The following is a 21,467-nucleotide window of genomic DNA, read 5'->3' as shown; positions in this document are numbered from 1 at the left end:
CAGCACTTTATTTAAGTTTTATAAAAACAGAGTTAAGACTTATTTGCCTGCCATTCACGAAGATCTCGGGCGGTGATCAGGAACACGCCATCGCCACCACTTTCGAACTCAAGCCAGGTCAGCGGCAGGTCCGGATAAGCGTCATCCATGGCTCCCCAGGAATTGCCCACTTCGACAATCAACAAGCCGTCTTCAGTCAGATGCTCAGCTGCTCCAACGATAATACGATGCGCAATATCAAGACCATCGTCACCGGCGGCCAGACCCAGCTCCGGCTCATGCCGATACTCTTCTGGCATGTCAGCCATATCTTCGGCATCGACATAAGGCGGGTTACTGAGGATCACATCGTAGCGGCCTTCAATGCTTGTGAACACGTCCGAACGAACCGCTTGCACGCGCCCCTGCAGGCCATGCAGTTCAATGTTCGACTCTGCCACCGCCAACGCATCTTCCGAAATATCAGACAGTGTGACCTCAGCTTCTTCGAACACTGTCGCAGCGCCAATTCCGATACAGCCGCTACCCGTGCACAAGTCCAACACTCGCTGAACATAGGTATCGCCCAACCAAGGCTGCAAGCCGTTTTCGAGCAACTCACCCAAAGGCGACCGGGGCACCAGCACCCGTTCATCAATATTGAACGGCATCCCCATAAACCAGCCCTCTCCTAACAGATAGGCAACAGGCACACGCTCATTGATACGGCGATCGATACGGGCAAGAATCAAGTCCCTTTCTGAGCGGGTCAAACGTGCATCCAAGAAAATGTTGTTATTTTCCAGAGGCAAATGAACACTGCGGAGCACCAACTGGACCGCCTCATCCCATACATTGTCAGTACCATGGCCAAAATACAGCGGCGATGCAGCAAAGCGCGAAGCGGCGTACCGCAATAGATCACGGATGGTGTGCAAGTCATCAACGGGGCTAGTCACAAATAATCTTTCCTGAACGGAGCATTTTAGCGCAGCATTATACGCTGATTAGACGCACCACTGCAGCATATGAGACGCTTAAAGCGCCAGAGGACCAGAGCTACTGCGACTTTCCTCAAATCGGTCCAAGGCCGCCGTCATTCGCTCACGACCTAAGCGGATCAGTTCAGGCGCTTTATGGTAGTCGTAACTTCGGCTCGCATTTTTCGGAATATTGACCAGAAGATCAGGCGGATAACCGGCAATTTTGTACTGAACCAAGGCACTTTGCATGGTTTCGATGGTCAGGTTCATTACATCAAACTTACCAATGCCGAGTTTGTCCCAATCGATGGTTGGGTGCTCCTCTTTTTGCTTTGCCTTATTCTGACTCCGCTCTTCCTGCCTTTCCTTCAGTTCGTTTTTTTTCTTCTCCTCGGCCGTCTTCTTGGCAATCTCCCGACTTATTTTATCTTCAGGTGATTCGCTGCTGCTTGAGCTCCGGGTTGTGAGCGATTTAAGCGCATCCCAGTCAAACCAGCGCGAGGCTTTGTCACGAACCGCACCGACCCACTCTTCAATATCACTCCCGTCGTCGCCCTCGAAAGAGAACGCTGCATCAGGAATACGCCGCTGTTGATCATCCTCGCCACTAAGGTTAACGGCCATCACAAGGTCGGCATGCGCTGAAATCGTCGGGATAATCGGGAGCGGGTTAAGAAGCGCACCATCTACCAGCACGCGGCCATTGAGCACCAAGGGGGTTACGACACTCGGAATAGCGATGGATGCGCGAATAGCCTGATCTAACGGGCCTTCCTGAAACCAGATTTCTTTGTGAGCAAGCAGATCGGTCGCGACAGCCGTATAAGACATCGGCAAGTCTTCGATTCGAGTATCACCGAGAATCTCCCGGACCACGGAAAAGACTTTCTCACCCCGTATGGCACCAATGGAGGTGAAGGTGACATCCAACAGTTTGAGCACATCAAACTGCCCCAGGCCAGTTACCCAATCCTTATAATCCTGCAGTTTGCCAGCGGCGTACATCCCACCTACCAGCGCACCCATTGAGCATCCGGATATGGCAATGATCTTATAGCCGCGCTCGTGCAATACTTCGATGGCACCTATATGGGCGTAGCCTCTGGCTCCCCCGCTACCGAGCGTCAATGCAACGGTTTTTCCATTGCCGGTCTGGCGGACGGTGGGCGATGCAGGCGACACATCAGAGCTTTCGACGACAGCACTTACGCCGTCTTGTACCGGTGGATTCGAATCGGCACTGCCGTTTGCTTCCGGATTGTCCTTACCTGCCATAGTTACTGCCTTTTGATGACGATCACTTCAATTCTATTGCCCTGACGGTTCGGAGCGATCTGTTGAACAGCAGGTCCTATTGGCAACATTCGAATCTGGCTTCGGGAAACCCCAATTTTACTCAGCAACTCGGCAAAGGACTGAGCAGCCTGATTAGAACGTTCAACGGCGGCTTCGAAATTTTCATCCGCCGCTAGCTCGGAAAATGCCGCAAGCACAACTTCAGCACCCTTTTGTTCACTCCAAGCCAAAAGCTGACGCCGATCACCCGCCGTAAACTCAAATCGATAAGAAACGCCACCCTGCCACGGAACAATGACCGGGCCCTGAACACGTCCGTTACCCGCCTCAAACCCGGGAATGCCCGCACCTTGGGTGACATTCAGATGCTCAACCCAAACGTACTCTCGCAAGTTACCCCGAGTAACGGTATACACCGAGGTCAACCATTGCCGCCCTTGCTCATCCAGCACCGCAGCCACAAAGTAATCCTGCAAGGTGTCCCGACCCAGCAATTTCGGTTGCTCAAAAACCTGATTCGCCCATGCATTACTTCGACCACAGTTAATTCCCGAACACTCAAACAGAATCTGAGCGCCGCGCGCCTGCATGCGTTTCAAATAATGGTCACGCGCTTCCTGTCGACTAGCGTCACGGTTAACTTCGTAAAGCTGCCCCTCCCCTCGCACCGGTAAACGGGCCATGACTTCCGAACGAATTTCATTGCGCACTTCCCGGATCGGACTGAAAAGCATCAGGTGCCCGGACGATTCGATGGTTTTGGTGGATTGCAGCCTGGACTGAGGGAAAGCTTCCGGTGCTTCTCTCAAGGAAGCTGCGTCAGAACCAAGCGAAAGACCGACCATGGTGACGGCTATCAGACCTTTCAGAAAACGGATACGCGCGGATTTAAGCATCAAAAAGAAACCTTTTTATGGCGGAGGCCACCGGAGCCGTATCGCCATCAAGGTGGCAATGATGCCCTCCCGGCACTTCCGCGACCGTTAAGTCGGGGATTAACTCTACCCGTTTATCGAGATCTTGCCGGCCCGCCAACAACCCTTGCCGTGCCCGAATGAATAATGTCGGGACACTCAACTCAGACAGGGATGCCTGAACCTGCTCTTCGGTCATCATAAGCGCGGTTGGGTGCCTCAAGCGAGCATCGGTTCTCCAGACAAAACCGTCTGGGTGCTCTCGCATGTTTCGAGGCACCAAGGTGGTGGCCGCCTCCGGGCTTAAGGGGCTGAGGCCGCCTTCCCGAATTTTTGCCGCACTTTCAACCGTCGAGTACACAGCTGCTGGCGCAGAACCGTTACGCTTTTTCTGCAAGGCTCGACGAAGTTGCGGGATGGTCTCTTTCGCCGGACGGCTCAAAGCCCCGATGCTATCAATCATAACCAACCGCCTGACTCGTTCAGGATAGGCCGCCGCATAAAGCGCGCAAACGATGCCGCCAAGAGAATGCCCCACTAAATCCAGCGGCTGTTGCTCGTTTTTTGAAAAGTGTACATCGATGAGCTCGCAAAGATCCGCAACATAATCGGTCAACCAGTAGCCATATCCGGGAGGACGGTGCCCCGAATGGCCATGTCCGGCCATATCAATCGCATGAACACTGGTAAATTCAGACAGTTCGGGTGCCAAATGGGCGAACGTCATAGCGTTGTCCAGCCAGCCGTGCACCATGATAACCGAAGGGTGGGGATGAGCATGAGTTTCGCTCGGCCAGATCAGACCACTCAACTCAATATTTTGCAGGGACCAGTGCGCCTCCCGGCAACCGGCTGGATTGGCGAGCCTGCTGCCAGCTAACACGGCATCGTTCATTTAATGATTTTCCTACATCGTGTGCGTTGGACGGTCCGAACTCAAAGAGCCTGCGAGGTATGATTCAATTTTGGTTCGAGCGGTTTCATCATCACCGTTGAATTGAACACCAATACCGGCGGCCCGGTTTCCCTGAGCGCCTTTGGGTGTAATCCATACCACTTTACCCGCGACCGGAATTTTCTCTGGTTCATCCATCAGGTTCAGCAACAGAAACACTTCGTCTCCAAGCTGATACTGTTTTTGGGTTGGGATGAATAACCCGCCCTGTCGGATGTACGGCATGTAAGCGGCGTAGAGTACCGCTTTATCCTTGATGGTCAGGGTCAGAATACCGCTGCGTGCTCCGAATCCGGGGCCCATATCAAACACCTTTGAATGCTAAAAGTTTCGTGACGTTATTTTATGCTTTTTTCCGCCAAGAATTTCCCGATATTTCACAATCATAGCAGCTGATCTTAAACAAAGCTCAACTTGCTTTGCGCCTAACCGGCATCAGTTCTCGCCAAGCAATTAGAAGCTGACTGGCTTCCAGTTCCGGACTGGCGTTGTACACTGCAGCACTCCGGCTTTCCTTTACTTTATCCAACAACTCATGAGCACGCCAAGGTGAATTGCTTCGCGCGAGATAGCCAAACATGTCCGCCGTTTCAGGATCCGAGACCTCTCCGCCAGCGCAGCAACGAGCAAGATCCGCAGCCCAGCTTTCAAAGAGCCAAAGCGCATCATCGACCCCCAGCGCTTTGAACTTCTTCGCTGCGTCACCTATCCCTACCTGCCCCTTCATGAACTGCCGGAAGGCATCGAATGCTGCATCCCGAAGCGACAAAAACTCACCTGTGGCGTACTCAAGAGCCAACCGAGGCGCGTTTCCGGAAAGTAATAAGCTACGTGCGAGATCTCGATCCGTTGGTCGACTGTCTTCGTCCAGGCTCGCCACCTTTGAGGCTAACCACTGGCTCGCTTGCTCAGCGGTAGGCAAAGGCAGAGCAAGCGCCTGACATCTAGATCGAATGGTTGGCAGTATCGGACGCCCACTTTCCTGCAACAACAGCAAGGTCACATCCGGTTGCGGCTCTTCCAAGGTCTTCAGCAAAGCGTTGGCCGCGTTGATGTTCAACTGATCCGCCCGGTCAATAATCGCCACCTTGTGCTGCGCTATCTGAGCCGAAGACACCGCAAAGGATGTCAGAGCTCGAATCTGATCAACTTTGATCATTCGAGACTTTTCAGGCGCGTACACCCTTATATCCGGATGCGTTCCTGCCGCCACCAATTCACACTGCTTACAGTGCCCACAAGCCAGTGGAGAACCACTCTCAAGGCCGTCAGGGGCTTCGCACAACAAAAGCGCTCCAACAGCTTGCGCCCACGCTTGTTTGCCGACACCTCGTTCACCGCCAATCAGCAACGCGTGGGGCAGGCGCCCCTGAGTCAAGCGCTGCTGAATACTTCGCCAGTGACTGGCAAGCCATGGCATTTCCTGTGCTATGTCCGTCATTTAACCGGGCCTGTGGAGCTTCTTTGACCATCGTGTCGAAGCTGACGTTTGATGGCTTTCAATATTCGTTTGAGCCGCTGCAAGTCTTCACCGCTATGCGAAGACAAACCCTGTCTATAGTAATGGCTGTTAACCGCCCGGGCAAAAGTCCTTGCCGATTCAGCGACAGCTGGCCGTGCAAGCGCCAAACGCTCTGCCTGAACCATCGGGGTTTCACCGCTGCGCACCGGCACACCCGCTTGCTCGCAGATTCGCCTCCAACTGACCAAGGCTCGACCAAACGCGTCGCGCCGCTCCCCGGTCCTCAAACTTAACCCAGACACAATACCGGCAACCAGCAAGGCCACACCAATAATCCCGGCGGTGATGTAGCCCAATTTCCTCAAACCCATTCCGCCGGGCAATCGTGACATCAGGTCTAACTGACTCTGACCTTGATACCCCACCACCCAACGTTGCCACTGGTAGTTAATTCGGTCCAGTTGCAGCCCTACCCATTGAAGCGCCGCAAAATCCTGATAACGCTGAATCGACGTAAGGTCATTTTCAAGAAAGGAGCCCTCGTCCTCCACGGCATCCCTGAGCCCAGACTCAATACGACTGGGCGCAATAGCGGCCGTGGGATCCACCCTCACCCAACCACGACCATCCAGCCACACTTCTACCCACGCATGGGCGTCGTACTGGCGCACGATGATATACTCGCCTCCGGCCCCCGCATCACCGCCCTGATACCCGACAACCACACGAGCCGGTATACCTGCCGCGCGGAACAAGAAAGTGGAAGCCCCTGCGTAATGCGCACAAAATCCGCGTTTATTATCAAACAACAACGCATCCACCCCGTTCTCCGGCATGATCGGCGGTCGAAGTGTGTAGTAATACGCCTGCTCCCTAAACCTGCGCATCAGCGAATTCACCAATTCAGCCGGCTCTAAATCAGCGGCCAGGTCTTCAGCAAGCGCTCGCGCTCTTGGGTTGCCGCTGCGAGGTAATTGGAGATATCGGTCTCGGTGGACAGGGTTCAGCTCCGTTCCGGCAGGCGCTGATGTCTGCGCCATCCGGTAACGTATCGGGCTGTCAGCAGGCCTGTCGAAACGAAACAAATCCTCTCCGGCTGCAAAGACATTATTCGAGGCTGCAACGGAATCTTCCAAGGTAAACGCCCAACGCTGATCAGTAGGCTCCATCAGCACATCGTATTCGTTGGCTGCGAGAGGACCTGAACCGCCGTCGGTGGCGACCCGACCCAGACGCCGGAACTGCTCGTCATCCCTCAGTCGCCAGGTTTCGCCGTCCAGATAATCCAGAATCAGCCCACGCCAATAACGATCCCGATACGCTGGGTTGTCACCACCAAAGGTCACCCGAAAAGCTCTTTCGCTACTCTGAGCAAGATTCGAGATATCACCGGGGCGCATGGTATCCGAGATGCCGCTGCGAGCCTGCCCCGACACCAGCGGGACACTCCATAACGGAGCCATTCGAGGAAAAAACACAAACAACAGCACAACGATTGGCAAGGTTTTCAGCAGCAATAGCCCTAAACGCTTCCAACCTGCCCGAAAATTTCCAGGCAGCGCCGGTGCGTTCAAAATCTGTAGCCCCACTAACAAGCAGCCAATAGCAGCAAACGTTACCAACGCCCAAATAATACTTTGCTGAAACAGAAAATTAACGGCCGCGAGATACACCAAAATAAAGAACAGAACGTAAAAATCCCGAGCCGTTCGGGTTTCCAGCCATTTCAACCCCACCGCCAATACAAAAAAGGAAGCAGCGGTATCTACTGTAAACCGGCCCTGTACCGTCGCCACATAGACCCCAACCAAAAGCAGCATGACACCGATTTTCAGCCAACGCCCGGGGAGCCTGAACCGGCCTTTCTGGGCCAACCAACGCCATACAGCCAAGACCGCACAAGCGACAATCATCCACCAAGGCAAGCGATCCCACTGCGGAGCCAGTAACAGAGAAAAAGCCCCAATCAACCAGAGCAGAGCACCGGCAGGAATAGCCTGTATCGCGTTTTCAGAATCCTCGATTTGCCTTGGGGCATAACGACTTATCAGACTCATTTCGGCGCCGCCGTATAACCAGTGTCCAATGACTTTCGGGTTCCAAAGGATAAGGTATCCTGATCTCTGGGTGGCTTCTCACCCCAAGCGGCAAGAGCGCGCATACACCGCTCACCATGAGCAGAACCGGAATCCGGCTCAATCATTTCACCCGGCAGGTTAAGTCCGAAACGCGCACCTTGCTGTACCCGATCCGCCACCAGCCAGGCCAGATAACTCAACCGAAGTTCCGAATCGGCGCCCGGGAACGCATTGAAATCCAGCCAATGGGGACTTCCCTGCTCACCCTGCCAATCCGCCACCACCATCTGGCCTGAGCGGGCATAGCGTTTCCACATCACCCGCTGACTGAGGTCCCCCTCCCTGAACGGTCGCAAGTCAGCGTTATCCTGGCCAACCACGGGTTTGGCGGACACTGCCTCCACGCCCTCCTCTACTTGGCTCCCAGCCTCCGGAGCGACCAACGGTCGTGGGTAAGCAAGGGCCGCCGATGATGGGCGCAACCACGACCAGGCTTTCAACAAACCAAAGGGAAACCGAGTTTCAATACGAATGCGTTCCGGCCGCACATACCCGCGATGGGTAGACGGCACAGGCAAGACCACATCTTTGGTTGAACCTGCGGAAATATGAATCTGCTCAAGCAAGGAATCTTCCACCGACACCTGAATGGCCACGGCCTGATCCTTGCCAGCGGTCAGTCTTATATAAAAAGGGAGATCATCGCCGGCAGTGCCTTCCCCCGTTCGCGTAATAGAAAGAGACAGGCCCGACAAATTTCGATGAGTTTGATGCATGGCGCCGACAAACACCGTGCCCAGAACAAAGGTCATCAGGTAAACAAGGCTGTTCTGGTAATTGATACCCGTAATCAGCATGATCAGCAATAGCACGCCAAACACCACTCCCGCCCCCGTAGGCAGGATAAAGAGGTTCTTTTGGCTGAATACTTGCATGTCTGAACGGGGGATACGCCGGTTAATCCAGCCTTGCCACCGAGCGAAAAAACCTTGTTTCAACATACCCACCAAACCCTAAATTCCGTAAACGCTCAATCGTTTGGGCGCCCATCAAACCACAGTTTGATGCTTCAGACACAACTATACTGCTTAACTATGGAATCTGATCACACCTAGGGCACTTTCCGATTGAAAAAGTGTCTGACAACCCGAACACTCCGGTAAGGGAGCGTATTGGCTGAATCTTGCATTCTCAGCGGCGGCTCTGAACTGACACGCTAACGCATGAGGCACCCTCTATGACTCGCCCATCAATACTTACAGCGGCGATTGCTGCATCATTCGCCGGCCCTGCATGGGCCGGTGTTCAAACCATGAGCTCTGACGAGATGGTTGACACTTACGTCGAAGATTCGGCCGTTATCGTGGTTCCAAGAAATCAGCGAAAGTCAGAAGCCGACCGCCAAAAGATTATCCGCGCCCTTACCATCTCACCGGGCGAACCAGTAATCACCGAAGCAGAAGAAGAAGCCTATCGGGAAGCGTTGCAGCGATATATTGAAGATGGCCGAAAGGATGCCCTCACCGATGCTGAAGAAGAGTTTGTTCGCAAGGCGCTCCTACTACCAATCGACGAACTGGCCAGCGCACAGCCGCCGACAGATTTTACAGCCAGAACCCTGCCTCTGATTTTCGGCCAACAGCTCGAGATTCCGGATGAACCCTTTACCCAAACGTTCATGAACGACCAGCTTGGGCTGGGATTTGACGGGCAGAATTTGAACTTCAGCATTGGCAACCCGCCGGGGTTAAATCAAATCCAGGTGCCGCAAGGAATTACCGAAGGACCGGTAACTTTGACGCCAAGGCCGGGGGGCGGTTTTGATTTATCAATCGCGGTGCCTGACCGGTAAACGCTTCGATACAGTTCCGGGGACAAAACGGTAACCTTAGGGTTGCCGTTTTTTATGACAACTTTTTCCGTTGCACATAAAAAACGCCCCGCAGAACGGGGCGTTTCATCACCAATTAAGCAATCCGGTCACATTAGTGACCGTATACTGCCAACTTGGTGTTAGAGATGGTCAGGTTATCAAGTGCAACCGAACCGATAGACGTACCGCCAATTTCGATAGCGCCAATGTTCATGTCCATAGTGATATCGTTGATGTCGATACGCAGAACGTCAGTCGCGGTGGAAGCACCCAGACCAGCTCCCTTGTAAACATCTACGTCAGCCACAGCGAACAGCCCGGTAAATGTGGTACCACCATCTTCAAAGAAGGTGCCACCCATGATAGCCATATCACGGATTCCTACGCCCAAGAACTCAACATCGAAGTCCATATCCACAACGTTAAACGCCGCGTCTAGCTGCAGCTGATCGGTCGCTGTGTCAACACGGACATCCAGTTGAGCCAAGTTACCGTGACCGGACAAGTTAGAAATTAGCGTTGTACTTTGGCTTCCGTCAGCAGCAACCAAAGACATGGAGTCCGCCGTCACACCCCAGTCGATCGGCGCACCGGAAAGTGAATGCACTGAAATGAAGGCATCGCCGTCTGCTTCAACGTCGATATCGATATACAGATCATCTAACAGGTTGGTGCCAGCACCGCCAGCCAAACCGGAGCCGCCGATTTCGATGCCACTAACCACAAAAGAACCTTCATCCGTGTAGACGAAGGAGCCGATGCTTACCTGAGTTTCCAGTTCGATGGTCACACCGGCTTGACCGGTGATGTTACCCATCATGCTGTCGTCCATAGCTTTCAGATCAGCGTGAGCTGCGAAAGGAGCAGCAGCGATAGCAGTTACCAGAGCAATTTTTTTCAGGCCTTTCATTGTATTCTCCTTATGAAACTCATCTTGTTGTTATCTGAGTTTTTTATTGGCGTGGAGTTCGATGCCCCACAACGCCATTTAAGATTGTTTTACACTCTGAATCTGTGACTGTACTCACAACCCATTACCTTTTGCTTACATTCAGAAACAAACAACGATGAGTTCACATTTTGATCAGGAGGCGTCTTCTTTTGCGTCATAAAACCACTGAAACGGCTTTTTCTGGGTGACTGGTTTCACCCAAGCGGCATCACCGCCTTCAATCTCGTAACCAATGACTTTATTTCCTGAGACCCCAAGCCTGTGCTCATGCTCGATCACCAACACTTCTGTGTCGCTCTCTTCGCTGACGCGCCCGGTATAGAGAATCGCAGCCGCATTAATCTCTCCCTTCCGCGCTACAGATTTAAATGCCGCCCGATAAACGGCTATTCGCGTGGCCGCTGGCATACCCTCCACTTGGCTGTCCAGATTTAACCGCTTCACGGTCGAACCATCTTTCATGAGCATCCAGGCCGCCGGCATATTGGGCTCGGGATCAACGATGACGGATTGGTAGTCTTCGGTCGCCCTATCAGAAAGGCGAATCAACTGCTGCTGAGCCGTTGCGAGAATACCAGCGAGTTCTTCTTGCGAAATTTCCCCATCGGCCAATGGGCCACTCTCGGGTAGCCCCTGCGCCAATGGAACCGAAGTCCCCAGTACAAAAAAACTGAAGGTTGCGACAAGTGCGTGCTTTCTGATTCGGAACATAGTGCTACTTCCATTATTGTTGTGCGGATTTCCGGTTCGCGGGCGCAAAAACGGTTAAAATACCGAGCAGCGCGAACACTAACGTCATCTATTAGATCAGCGCGCAGCCTACGCGGACAACGCAGATAATGTGCAGCGTGTATCATTCTTCCAATTTTTAACGGAGGTAATTTGGCCCTTCCCCTTTGTCAGCCCCTATCCCGAAAGCAGTACGAGACACTCTGCAGCCACGCCTCGTGCCAGCAAGACTTCGTGTTTCTGGGTAGTCGCTCCCGCACTGGGGAGCGCGGTAGTGCTCAAGGTTTTTCCAGCCATGCAGCGGAGCAGCTTGTCGTGCCCGCGTTAAAAGGCGAAGGAATCGATACCCGTGCACTGGCTGACAAAATGGATTCCCTTAAAGCCCCTTACACACTTCCTCACTTTGACCAACGACAGCACTCCGCCCTGTTGACAGGTGGCTGGGTTGGCCACATAGCCTATGAGTTTGGCTACGCGCGTGAAGCACGTCTTAATCACCTGCTAACAGATCAGGCTTTCCCCCTGCTCTTTGCCGGCCTTTATCTATGGTTCGCCGGTGAAGATTTAGAGTCAGGCAATTGCTATCTATGGGTGCACCCTAAGCTTGGTAAGGAACAGCAAGAACGATTAGCGAACTGGTTAAAGGATGAAGAAGCCGCTACCCAAAATTGCTGGGCCATCACTCAGCCATTCAAGGCCACTCAAAGCGCCGATTCCTTTAAAAACAAAGTGGACCAGGTGCGGGATTACATTAAGGCGGGAGATTGTTATCAGGCCAACCTGTCGCAGTCATTCGAAGGTCAGTTCAAAGGCTCCCCTTGGGCGGGGTTTCATGCGTTAAGCCAAGCCAATCCCACGCCCTATGCGGCTTTCCTCAAGCATCAAAACAGCACGGTGATCTCCGTGTCGCCAGAGCGCTTTTTGGATATCAGGGACAGTGAAGTCAGCACCAGCCCCATCAAAGGCACTCGCCCACGCGGGAGTACCTCAGAGCAGGACGTCGCGTTGGCGCAGGAACTGCTCGCCTCCGAAAAAGATCGTGCTGAAAATCTGATGATTGTGGATCTAATAAGGAACGATCTCAGCGTTAACGCCCGCCCTGGTTCGGTAAAGGTAGATGAACTTTTTGCCTTGGAAAGTTATGAGAATGTGCACCACTTGGTTAGCCATATACGAGCTGAACTAAAAGAAGACGTTTCACCTCTGCAAGCCTTGTTCGACGCCTTCCCCGGCGGCTCAATTACCGGCGCCCCCAAAATTCGAGCAATGGAAATCATCCGGGAATTAGAACCCCATTGGCGCGGGCCCTATTGTGGTTCAGTGTTTTATTACGGACTCGATGGCAAGCTCGACAGCAACATTGCTATCCGTACCCTTCTCTGTGAAGCCGAACACACAGATGGGTCAGTCGTGGAGCAAGGCACCATTCGATGCTGGGGTGGCGGGGGAATCGTTGCGGATTCGGAACCGGAAGCGGAGTATCAGGAAACTCTAACGAAGGTGCAGCCGCTGATGCAGTTTCTTGAAGATTTGAAGCTCTGACCTGCATCGCGTCCAGGCGGCACAGGTCAGAGCTTCGAAGGATTAGGCGCTGTGAACGGCGCTTGCTTTCAAGAATTCTTGCTTGAGGTCCTCGAAGGTCTGAACCGCCGGGAACAGCGGGAATTCATCAATCACGTTCTGCGGTGCGTGGAACAGAATGCCAGCTTCGGCCTGCCCCAGCATCGTGGTGTCGTTGTAGGAATCACCGGCGGCGATTACGCGGTAGTTGAGCAACTGAAAAGCACGAACAGACTGCCGCTTGGGGTCGCGCTGGCGCAGCAGGTAATTGGTGATCTGACCATTCTCAGCCACTTCCAGCTTATGACACAGCAGCGCCGGGTAGCCCAGTTTCTTCATCAACGGCATAGCGAATTCGTAGAAGGTGTCAGACAGAATCACCACCTGGAAACGCTCACGCAACCAATCCAAAAATTCACGAGCCCCGGGCAGCGGGTCGAGCGTACCGATGACTTCCTGAATAGCCGGCAAGCCATAACCGTGCTCGTCCAGAATACGCAGACGCTGTTTCATCAGCACATCGTAATCAGGAATATCCCGGGTGGTTGCCTTGAGCTCTTCAATACCCGTTTTTTCTGCAAAAGCGATCCAGATTTCCGGGATCAAAACGCCCTCAAGGTCAAGACATGCGAGTTCCACGACGGTCTCCTGAATAAATAGTTTTTGATAGAGCACACCGGTGCTCAGCTTCCGTGCAGCTATGATATGAAAAACGGGGCAGGAATGCATCGTGTATCGAGCCGGCCATCCTACCGACAAGGCATAAACATATAGTTTGTCATTCCTTCAAGTTATGAGTTGATTGGTGGTAGCCTTGGTTTATTCTGGAATAGCAATGCTGGAGCACCATGACTGATATCGAATCCTTGCGCACCGAACTGGACGGCCAAAGCCCCCGTGCGATCCTGAAAGCGGCCTTGGCACGTTACGACAACATCGCTATTTCCTTCAGCGGAGCTGAGGATGTGGTGCTGATCGAAATGGCGCACAAGCTGACTGACAACCTGAAAGTCTTCACTCTCGACACCGGCCGCCTGCACCCGGAGACCTACGAGTTCATCGAAAAAGTCCGCCAGCATTACGGCATCGAGATAGAAGTCTTGTTCCCGGAGGCTGAAGCGGTCCAAAACCTCGTTAGCAAAAAAGGTATGTTCAGTTTCTACGAAGACGGGCATTCCGAGTGTTGCGGTATTCGTAAGGTGGCACCGCTGCGTAAAAAGCTCGCCACCGTCGACGCCTGGATTACCGGACAGCGCCGTGATCAAAGCCCCGGCACCCGTAATGATGTGCCCGTAGTGCAAATCGATGGCGCCTTCTCAACGGATGACAAGCCTCTGGTCAAGTTCAACCCATTGGCGAACTGGAGCTCAAAGGAAGTCTGGGATTACATCCGGATGTCGGAAGCGCCCTATAACGCTCTTCACGAAAGAGGATTTATCAGCATTGGTTGCCAGCCCTGTACTCGCCCGGTATTGCCGGGACAGCATGAGCGCGAAGGTCGCTGGTGGTGGGAAGAAGCCACCCATAAAGAATGTGGGCTTCACGCGGGGAACCTGATTGGTAAATCTGGCTAATCCCAAGCGGCAAAAAAAAGCCCGGCTGCAAAATCGCAGGCGGGCTTTTTTATTGCGCGCGCCGTTAGTAAGTAGGCAGTTCGATATCTTCGAAGAGCGCTGCAATTTCGGTACGGCTGCCCTGATGCGCCACCACACGATCAACCATTTCTTTCGTCAAGTGCGGGGCAAACCGCCTCATGAAGTCGTACATGTAGCCACGTAAGAAAGTGCCTTTACGGAAACCAAGACGAGTGACGGAGGGGCGGAACAATTTGCTGGCATCAAGAGCCACCAAATCGGTATCAACTTTTGGATCGTAGGCCATACTGGCGATGATCCCGACGCCCAATCCGAGCCTTACATAGGTTTTAATAACGTCGGCATCCGCTGCGGTGAATACAACTTTTGGCGTCAACCCTTTCGACTGGAAAGCTTCATCCAACTTTGAGCGTCCAGTAAAGCCGAAAACATAAGTTACCAATTGATATTCAACCAACTCTTCAAGAGTCAGCTCTTGCCCTTTAGCCAACGGATGATCTTTTGGCACCACCACACAGCGGTTCCAGCGATAACATGGCATCATCAAAAGATCGTTAAACAGGTCCATACCCTCAGTGGCTATCGCGAAATCGACAGCGCCGTTAGCGGCCATTTCCGAGATTTGCATCGGCGAGCCTTGATGCATGTGCAGAGACACATCCGGGTATTCTTCAATAAATCCCTGAATAACGGGCGGAAGAGCATAACGAGCCTGGGTATGGGTTGTCGCAATACTCAACTCGCCTTTGCGCTGGTTGCTGAACTCCTGGGCAATTTTTTTAATGCCCTCTGCCCGGCGTAGAATCTCGCCCGCTTCACGGATGATGATTTCACCACCCGGGGTAATGCGCGTCAGGTGCTTTCCGCTTCTAGCGAACACCTCAAGCCCCAGTTCGTCTTCCAGCAATCGGATCTGCTTCGATATCCCAGGCTGAGAGGTAAAGAGGCTTTGGGCAGTGGCGGACACATTCAAATCATGGTGTGCAACTTCCCAGATATAACGCAGTTGTTGTAATTTCATTAAATCCGTCGCTCCCAGATAAGACCTTTTACCGAATAATACGCATAAAAATCGGAATTTTCATTCTTTTTAGATATACCTAAGCATCCATATTCATTGTAGCTCAAATCCCCGCTTTCACAGCCCCGCCAGAGAGTTGCCGCGCCCTGCTCTTGACTTGAGCGTAACAAAGCACACAATCGCTTATCTAAGCTATTTACGACTCGGTTGAACATGCTGTTAAACACCAAGTTTCTAAGGCCATCCCCCGATCGACGAGCGGTCCGAAGAGAACGCTTGGGTGCTCTGCTTGAGCCCGCAGAAAACAAACGGCTGAACCTGGTTGTGGCTCCCGCGGGCTTCGGGAAATCCACGCTTATTAGCCAATGGTGCGCTCAAAACACAACCCGCACAGCCTGGTTATCGCTGGATGTTCATGACGATCAGCCAAGACAGTTCTGGCAGTATGTAATCGGCGCCTTTGAACACAGTGGATTGATGGGGTTAGACGAAGCCAAAAAGCAGCTTTCACAAGAGGCAGGTGAAGACCTGACGGCCTCTATTACGTGTCTGATTAATACTCTGACGACAGAAGCCACGCCTTGGTCTTTGGTGTTCGACGACTACCACGTCATTTCCAGTGACAGCATCCATCGCCAGCTCGCGTGGTTTATAGACTACCTGCCACCCAGCATGCTGGTAACGATCGCGTCTCGTACCGAGCCGCCCTTGCCATTGGCCCGCTGGCGTGTTCGCCGCCAAGTCCAGGACATCTACCCCAGCTTGCTCGCATTCTCTGAAGACGAGTGCCTGTCGTTTTTCCGTGAAACCATGGCCATGGATCTTACGGATCAGGAAATCAGGGATATATGCCGACGTACCGAAGGCTGGGTAGCCGCCATGCAGCTGTCAGCCCTGTCAGGCAAAACAGGACAAGAATCCCGAGGCCAAAGTGCGCTAGCTCAACCCATCGCTTTAGAAGGCAAGCTGATCAGTGATTATGTCTTGTCGGAAGTACTGCAGCAGCTGCCAGATAATCTTACGGAATTCCTGCTGGACACCTCTTGTTGTCCGAGACTGTGCGCCTCTCTTTGTAATTCGATCCGAAACCGCACCGACAGCGAAGATATTCTTCAGTCGCTAGTGGCTCAGAATTTCTTCATCATTCCTCTCGATAATCACAATGAATGGTTCCGATACCACGATTTGTTCCGGGAAGCCCTGTTACAGCGCGCCAGGGTCATTAATTTCGATAAGGCGGATACCCTTCAACGGCACACAATAAACTGGTTGCTCAGCCACGGGCACGTACAAGAAGCGGTTGCCCAAATTGTCAGCAGCCGGGATACAACCCGGTTGGCTCAGGTCTTGGGCGAGCATGGTAACAACCTGATCCACGGAGGCTTTCACCTGCCCGTGCTGGAGTGGCTTAAGTACCTGCCACATGAACAGGTGCAGAGAAGCCCCCAGCTAATGATGCTCAAGGTCTGGGGGCTCTACTTTGCCAACCGTGTTGAAGGGTTGGAGCCCATCCTGAGTGAAGTGGAAGATCTGCTGGATAAGCAGGTAGCCGATTCCCATCCGGATGCTGAAGGCGCATTGGCGATCCATTCCGAGTTATCGCTGGTACGTTCTTACCTCGCCCGGAGCCGAAATGACGAGAGAAACGCCTCGGATCTCACGCGCCAGGTATTAAAAGACCTGGACCACAACCAAATTCCGCTCAAATCTGTGACCTATTACGGTCTAGGACTGGATTACTTTGGCCAAGGTGAACTTAACGACGCCCAAGAATCTTTAAACGCTGCGGTTCGTTATGGGCAGGTTGAACGTAAACCCAGTACCGTGCTGTCCTCTGGCGGTCTGTTGGCGTGGATTCAGTACCATCGTGGCGATACACACCTTGCTCTGGACACCACCACACGAATTCGCGGCTGGGTTGACGAGCATTACTCTGACCCCAGCCAACCCCGCTTGATCTCATGCTGGCAAAATTCAGCACTGACGGAGATCTACCGGGAGCGGAACGAACTCGAACTGGCCGCCCGCTATTTATCACCACTACTTGAGCATGTCGAGAATGGAACCGAACCCGGCCAACACGTGGTTATTCAATATGTTCGCGGTCATTTGGCCCTTAGTGAAGGACGCCTGGACGCCGCCATTGAAGCGCTGGAAGATGCATTGTTTGTCGGTAACAAGCGCCGGGATCATATAGTTTTCGAACCACCGGCTGTCTCAGCCTTGCTGGCCCGTTGCTATTTGGCCGCCGGAGATCAAGCGAAAGCCATGAGCTGTATTGAGCCAACAATCCAGCAACCTGCAAATAATCCGCTGCACCGCGAGCAAAACCAGATTGCTTTGGCCAGAACCTTTATTTCCGGAGGTCAATATCGGGAAGCTCAAGACACCCTTGCTGCGCTGATCCCCATTGCTGAGCGCAACGCCCATAACCGGCATTTAGTCGAAATTCTTTTGGTGTACGCAGACGCACTGCAGCACGAGGGTCGGTCAGAGGAAGCCTCCGCCATGCTTGAGCGCGCTCTGGATAAAGCCGAAGATGCTGGCTTTATGCGGCTGTTCGCTGAAGAAAATGACACTCTTAAGCGCTTATTGCTCAATCTGCCCCGCTTAAAAACACCCGGGCGCTGGAATCGCGAGCTACTATCTATGCTTAGCCAGCAACAAACCAGTCATTCTGAACACCCTCGGGCGACACCGCCACCTAAACCTAAGACCGCCACCCACGCCTCAATGGAGACATCGTCATTGGTGGAACCGCTTAGTCTCCGGGAACAGGAAGTTCTTCAGCTGATCAATCAGGGGTTGGCCAATAAAGACATTGCGGTGAAGATCGCAGTGGCACCTGCCACGGTGAAAGCCCACATTCGCAACCTTTACAGCAAGCTAGGCGTGGGCCGCAGAACAGAAGCCCTAGCCAAAGCTCGAGCGCTCGAATTACTGGGCGACTAATCCTAAAGTGTGACACGCGTCACACTTTCTCGACATTAAGCCCACAGACTACGCCTTTAGGACGATCCATATACGCCCCCTTCCGCCCTATGATGAATCCATAGTGAGGTTAACGCCTTGCACGAGATCTGAAATTCAGGCCTTCAGTCTCCTTGTTATGCGTTGTTTGGACGCCCGGGTTCGTTTAGAACCCTTTCGACAAGAGCCATCCCTTATGGGGCTGGCTCTTTTTTTCTGGTGGGGTTAGTGCTCAATCAGCCTGCGGAACGGTGGCAGCGCATCTAGTAGCAGCTGTCCATAGCGTCTGGCGACAATGCGACGATCAAGAATGGTCACACGCCCGGTATCTTGCTCCGTCCGCAGCAGGCGCCCTACCGCCTGAACCAGCTTGACCGACGCATCTGGCACGGTGATTTCCATAAACGGGTTGCCACCGCGTTGAGTCACCCATTCGGCCAGACTGGCGTCAATCGGGTCATCCGGCACCGAGAAGGGTAACCGGGTAATCACTACGTGATGCAGATACTTACCGGGCAAGTCGATACCTTCAGCAAAACTGGCCACACCAAAGAGGACACTAGCTTTACCTTCATCGATCCGGCTGCAGTGGGTGCGAAGCACTTCGTTCTTAGCCATGTCGTCCTGCGTCAAAATCAGCTCCGGGTATTCCGGGGCTAACGCATCCCTGACCTGCTGCATTTGCCGGCGAGACGTGAATAGCACCAAGGTCGCCTTCTCGCCCGCCCACAAGTAAGGAAGGCGTTTAATCAAAGCATCACCAAACCCGTCATCGGTCGGCAAAGCCTCAATAGCAGGTACCTCGACCGTTGCCATTTCGCTATAACGAAACGAGCTGGGCACGACCATATACCGGCTTGCTTCCGGCAATCCTGCCCGGGAGCGTAAGCGATCGAATCGCCCCAACGCTGTTAACGTCGCACTGGTGAGCACGGCGCCATAGACCCGCGACCATAAGCGGGAATACAGTAAGTTGTCGGCTAAGACCGGCGAACTGAACAGCGTAATGTCTTCGGCGTGTTCCCATCGCTGACGAACCGACCAACGCGCTGCCGGTGGGCCTTTGCGCGGCACCGGCTGGGCGCTTTCATCCTGATCAGGCTTGGCAATAATGGCACCATCAGACCAGGCCTCCCATAATCGAAGTTGCTCTTCAGCACGGCTGTGGAACGCACCAATTACTGGATACCAGGAATCCGCCGTATCACGGTCTAGTTCCGGGTCTTTACGCTCATCGAACGCACTTTGCAGTTCATCGACCAAGTTGCCGAGATTCCGGCACAAGCCGGCCGTTACAATTCTGGTTTCGCCGGCCAACTCAGCCAAACTTTCCGGCAACTCACCTTCCGGATACCGCCACTGAGCGCTCCGGCGTTCTTCGTTGAAATCCCAACCGGTATTTTGCTCAACCTCTTCGTATACCTTGGCCAAAGCAATATCGAGATCGCGCCCCGCCAAACTAATTTTCTCGACGGCCTTGGTGGCCTGCGAGCCGCCAGGCAGCCACGGCTGCATTTTCACCAAAGCTTGTGAAAGCTGTTTCAGCCACTGGCGGGTAGCGTTCAAGGGTACCGAAGCGGCGAAATGATTCAGGGCTTTGTCCGGGAGGTGGTGAGCCTCGTCAAAAATAAACAGAGCGTTTTCCGGTTCCGGAAGAATCGCGCCACCGCCCAGAGCAAGATCCGCTAATACCAGATCGTGGTTGGCCACTACAATATCGGCATCGTCCAGATCTTTTCTGGCTTCGAAAAATGCGCAGCTATCGAAGTAAGCGCAATGGCGGTTGGTACATTGGCGGTGATCAGTGGTGACCTGACGCCAGATCTCATCAGGGATCTGCTCTGGCCAATGGTCGCGGTCGCCATCCCATTCCCGGGAACCGTAGGTACCGAGCATCTTCTCAAACGTTGCTCGGCTACTGGCGTCATCATCAACCGGTTTATCCAACAGGAATAGCGGCATGGTGTCGCTGTCCCCATGCCCCTCATCGTGCAACCGTGTTTCCAGTCGGGACATGCACAAATACCGGCCACGACCTTTTGCAAGAGTCCAGTTGAACTTCAATTTACTGTGTTTACGCAGGTCGGGTAGATCTTTCAGAACAATCTGATCTTGCAGCGCCACGGTCGCGGTGGAAATCACCAGAGTCTTACCCAAGGCCTTGGCGACTGGAATCGCCGAGATCAAATAGGCCAGCGTTTTACCCGTACCGGTCCCGGCTTCCACCACACACGCTGCCGCAGGTGATGTGCGCTGGCCATCGTTATCGGTAATCTCACCCATATAACGGGCTATCTCGGCAATCATCAAGCGCTGGCCATAACGGGCACGAACGCCCTTGCCCGCTAAAACATCCCGATAGGCTTGTTGAATGTCCTGTTTTACATCGTCGGTTAGCGCCATTATCTGGGGCTCACCCAATCTCGAACGATTCCCACCCGAAAACGTTGGCCATTTTTACTCAGCACAACGCCGTCTTCCGTGATGTTTTCAACCAACAACTGGCCCAAACTTTGGCCGGTTCGCAAATATCGGTTGTTGATCATCACCCGGCTGGCAGAGGGGTCTGAGGAATAGATATGGCTGTTAAAGGTCAAATCAGGAACACTCTTTTGGAATGAAAGCGGCAATTCTACCAGATGCGGGACACGTCCTTGGGGCCGTGTTTGTACTGGGTCAGGAAGCGCTTGGCGCTCGGGCTGTCTGGGCACGATAATCGTGGGTTGTTCGAATTGAGGCTCGGTCAGACCGGATTCCGAAACGGCTTGGGCCACTTCCGCTGCCGTGCCTAACGAGCTATCGGTTGATTCTAGGTCAGGCGCTGACTCGAGTTTCGCGCCAGGCGCAGGCGAAGCCGCCTTCTGAGACTGAGTTGTGGTCTCTGGAGTGTCCACCGGTTGCTGAAGTTGCGTCGAGGGCCAAAAGACATACGCTAAAACCACCGCGTTGATGATTAACGCCAACACCACCCACACAACCGCCGAAACCGGCTTTTTCTTCGGGCGGTAGACCATCTGTACCTGCTGGCCGAGATCCGGGGCTTTGCCCTGCCGGCGTTCTGCTTCGGATTTCCTCAATGCTTCGAGTATGTAAGACATAA

18 protein-coding genes are annotated in these 21,467 nt (G+C 53.4%); 4 read left to right on the top strand and 14 right to left on the bottom strand.

Translation table 11 applies throughout. The features are described from left to right. Positions 1–32: 32 nt before the first annotated feature. From prmB to VOI14_RS04535, 8 genes are all read right to left on the bottom strand, one after another. Entirely contained in the window at positions 33–938 is a 906-nt protein-coding gene (gene prmB, locus VOI14_RS04570; protein WP_323750845.1) for a 50S ribosomal protein L3 N(5)-glutamine methyltransferase, read from the bottom strand. Between the two features lie 78 nt (positions 939–1,016). Beyond that, positions 1,017–2,237 carry a patatin-like phospholipase family protein gene (locus VOI14_RS04565; protein WP_323750844.1) on the bottom strand — a complete coding sequence of 407 codons (1,221 nt, stop codon included), beginning with the start codon at positions 2,235–2,237 and terminating at the stop codon, positions 1,017–1,019. Positions 2,238–2,239: 2 nt separating this feature from the next. Then, a complete protein-coding gene (locus tag VOI14_RS04560) occupies positions 2,240–3,154 on the bottom strand; it encodes a DUF4892 domain-containing protein (RefSeq protein WP_323750843.1) in 915 nt (304 codons plus the stop codon). Further along, positions 3,147–4,067: an alpha/beta hydrolase gene (locus VOI14_RS04555; RefSeq protein WP_323750842.1), complete on the bottom strand. Its 921-nt coding sequence runs from the start codon at positions 4,065–4,067 to the stop codon at positions 3,147–3,149. The genes VOI14_RS04560 and VOI14_RS04555 overlap by 8 nt, the downstream gene beginning before the upstream one ends. Positions 4,068–4,079: 12 nt before the next feature. Continuing rightward, complete coding sequence (locus VOI14_RS04550; protein ID WP_114333655.1) at positions 4,080–4,430, bottom strand: PilZ domain-containing protein; 351 nt, start codon at positions 4,428–4,430, stop codon at positions 4,080–4,082. A 106-nt stretch (positions 4,431–4,536) separates the two neighbouring features. Further along, positions 4,537–5,568 carry a DNA polymerase III subunit delta' gene (gene holB / locus VOI14_RS04545; protein ID WP_323750841.1) on the bottom strand — a complete coding sequence of 344 codons (1,032 nt, stop codon included), beginning with the start codon at positions 5,566–5,568 and terminating at the stop codon, positions 4,537–4,539. Further along, positions 5,565–7,646: a transglutaminaseTgpA domain-containing protein gene (locus VOI14_RS04540; RefSeq protein ID WP_323750840.1), complete on the bottom strand. Its 2,082-nt coding sequence runs from the start codon at positions 7,644–7,646 to the stop codon at positions 5,565–5,567. The genes holB and VOI14_RS04540 overlap by 4 nt, the downstream gene beginning before the upstream one ends. Beyond that, positions 7,643–8,668 (bottom strand): DUF58 domain-containing protein, encoded by a 1,026-nt coding sequence (locus VOI14_RS04535; protein ID WP_323750839.1) that lies wholly within the window; start codon positions 8,666–8,668, stop codon positions 7,643–7,645. The genes VOI14_RS04540 and VOI14_RS04535 overlap by 4 nt, the downstream gene beginning before the upstream one ends. Before the next feature lie 236 nt (positions 8,669–8,904). On the opposite strand from VOI14_RS04535, the gene VOI14_RS04530 reads away from it, so the two are divergent. Next, the gene (locus VOI14_RS04530) at positions 8,905–9,519 is read left to right on the top strand and encodes a hypothetical protein (RefSeq protein ID WP_323750838.1); all 615 of its coding nucleotides are present in this window, start codon (positions 8,905–8,907) and stop codon (positions 9,517–9,519) included. Positions 9,520–9,652: 133 nt separating this feature from the next. Here the strand turns inward: VOI14_RS04530 and VOI14_RS04525 are convergent, their stop codons facing one another. Together VOI14_RS04525 and VOI14_RS04520 are read right to left on the bottom strand one after the other, a co-directional pair. Continuing rightward, on the bottom strand, positions 9,653–10,450 hold the full coding sequence (locus tag VOI14_RS04525) for a DUF6160 family protein (RefSeq protein WP_323750837.1): 798 nt from the start codon (positions 10,448–10,450) through the stop codon (positions 9,653–9,655). A 174-nt stretch (positions 10,451–10,624) separates the two neighbouring features. Continuing rightward, the gene (locus VOI14_RS04520; protein WP_323750836.1) at positions 10,625–11,203 is read right to left on the bottom strand and encodes a hypothetical protein; all 579 of its coding nucleotides are present in this window, start codon (positions 11,201–11,203) and stop codon (positions 10,625–10,627) included. A 171-nt stretch (positions 11,204–11,374) separates the two neighbouring features. Between VOI14_RS04520 and pabB the strand changes: the two genes are divergently transcribed. Further along, positions 11,375–12,763: an aminodeoxychorismate synthase component I gene (pabB, locus tag VOI14_RS04515; RefSeq protein WP_323750835.1), complete on the top strand. Its 1,389-nt coding sequence runs from the start codon at positions 11,375–11,377 to the stop codon at positions 12,761–12,763. A gap of 42 nt (positions 12,764–12,805) precedes the next feature. Here the strand turns inward: pabB and thrH are convergent, their stop codons facing one another. Further along, positions 12,806–13,420 (bottom strand): bifunctional phosphoserine phosphatase/homoserine phosphotransferase ThrH, encoded by a 615-nt coding sequence (thrH, locus tag VOI14_RS04510; protein ID WP_323750834.1) that lies wholly within the window; start codon positions 13,418–13,420, stop codon positions 12,806–12,808. A gap of 209 nt (positions 13,421–13,629) precedes the next feature. Between thrH and VOI14_RS04505 the strand changes: the two genes are divergently transcribed. Continuing rightward, positions 13,630–14,355, top strand: a complete 726-nt coding sequence (locus tag VOI14_RS04505) for a phosphoadenylyl-sulfate reductase (protein ID WP_323750833.1) — start codon at positions 13,630–13,632, stop codon at positions 14,353–14,355. Between the two features lie 64 nt (positions 14,356–14,419). Here the strand turns inward: VOI14_RS04505 and cysB are convergent, their stop codons facing one another. After that, positions 14,420–15,397 (bottom strand): HTH-type transcriptional regulator CysB, encoded by a 978-nt coding sequence (cysB, locus tag VOI14_RS04500; protein WP_323750832.1) that lies wholly within the window; start codon positions 15,395–15,397, stop codon positions 14,420–14,422. Between the two features lie 276 nt (positions 15,398–15,673). On the opposite strand from cysB, the gene VOI14_RS04495 reads away from it, so the two are divergent. Continuing rightward, complete coding sequence (locus tag VOI14_RS04495; RefSeq protein ID WP_323750831.1) at positions 15,674–18,349, top strand: LuxR C-terminal-related transcriptional regulator; 2,676 nt, start codon at positions 15,674–15,676, stop codon at positions 18,347–18,349. A 243-nt stretch (positions 18,350–18,592) separates the two neighbouring features. Here the strand turns inward: VOI14_RS04495 and dinG are convergent, their stop codons facing one another. Together dinG and VOI14_RS04485 are read right to left on the bottom strand one after the other, a co-directional pair. Continuing rightward, positions 18,593–20,770, bottom strand: coding sequence for an ATP-dependent DNA helicase DinG (gene dinG, locus VOI14_RS04490; RefSeq protein WP_323750830.1), 2,178 nt, complete (start codon positions 20,768–20,770; stop codon positions 18,593–18,595). Next, a complete protein-coding gene (locus tag VOI14_RS04485; RefSeq protein ID WP_323750829.1) occupies positions 20,770–21,465 on the bottom strand; it encodes a general secretion pathway protein GspB in 696 nt (231 codons plus the stop codon). The genes dinG and VOI14_RS04485 overlap by 1 nt, the downstream gene beginning before the upstream one ends. Positions 21,466–21,467 lie beyond the last annotated feature (2 nt).

Source organism: Marinobacter sp. (assembly GCF_034669625.1).
Taxonomy (GTDB): Bacteria; Pseudomonadota; Gammaproteobacteria; order Pseudomonadales; family Oleiphilaceae; genus Marinobacter.
This window is presented reverse-complemented; position numbering and strand designations above follow the sequence as displayed.

Bases quoted from the DNA above. Each gene is read 5' to 3' on its own strand.
- VOI14_RS04565 (WP_323750844.1), bottom strand. From the start codon at position 2,237: ATGGCAGGTAAGGACAATCCGGAAGCAAACGGCAGTGCCGATTCGAAT.
- VOI14_RS04560 (WP_323750843.1), bottom strand. From the start codon at position 3,154: ATGCTTAAATCCGCGCGTATCCGTTTTCTGAAAGGTCTGATAGCCGTC.
- VOI14_RS04555 (WP_323750842.1), bottom strand. From the start codon at position 4,067: ATGAACGATGCCGTGTTAGCTGGCAGCAGGCTCGCCAATCCAGCCGGT.
- VOI14_RS04550 (WP_114333655.1), bottom strand. From the start codon at position 4,430: ATGGGCCCCGGATTCGGAGCACGCAGCGGTATTCTGACCCTGACCATC.
- holB (WP_323750841.1), bottom strand. From the start codon at position 5,568: ATGACGGACATAGCACAGGAAATGCCATGGCTTGCCAGTCACTGGCGA.
- VOI14_RS04540 (WP_323750840.1), bottom strand. From the start codon at position 7,646: ATGAGTCTGATAAGTCGTTATGCCCCAAGGCAAATCGAGGATTCTGAA.
- VOI14_RS04535 (WP_323750839.1), bottom strand. From the start codon at position 8,668: ATGTTGAAACAAGGTTTTTTCGCTCGGTGGCAAGGCTGGATTAACCGG.
- VOI14_RS04530 (WP_323750838.1), top strand. From the start codon at position 8,905: ATGACTCGCCCATCAATACTTACAGCGGCGATTGCTGCATCATTCGCC.
- VOI14_RS04525 (WP_323750837.1), bottom strand. From the start codon at position 10,450: ATGAAAGGCCTGAAAAAAATTGCTCTGGTAACTGCTATCGCTGCTGCT.
- VOI14_RS04520 (WP_323750836.1), bottom strand. From the start codon at position 11,203: ATGTTCCGAATCAGAAAGCACGCACTTGTCGCAACCTTCAGTTTTTTT.
- VOI14_RS04505 (WP_323750833.1), top strand. From the start codon at position 13,630: ATGACTGATATCGAATCCTTGCGCACCGAACTGGACGGCCAAAGCCCC.
- cysB (WP_323750832.1), bottom strand. From the start codon at position 15,397: ATGAAATTACAACAACTGCGTTATATCTGGGAAGTTGCACACCATGAT.
- dinG (WP_323750830.1), bottom strand. From the start codon at position 20,770: ATGGCGCTAACCGACGATGTAAAACAGGACATTCAACAAGCCTATCGG.
- VOI14_RS04485 (WP_323750829.1), bottom strand. From the start codon at position 21,465: ATGTCTTACATACTCGAAGCATTGAGGAAATCCGAAGCAGAACGCCGG.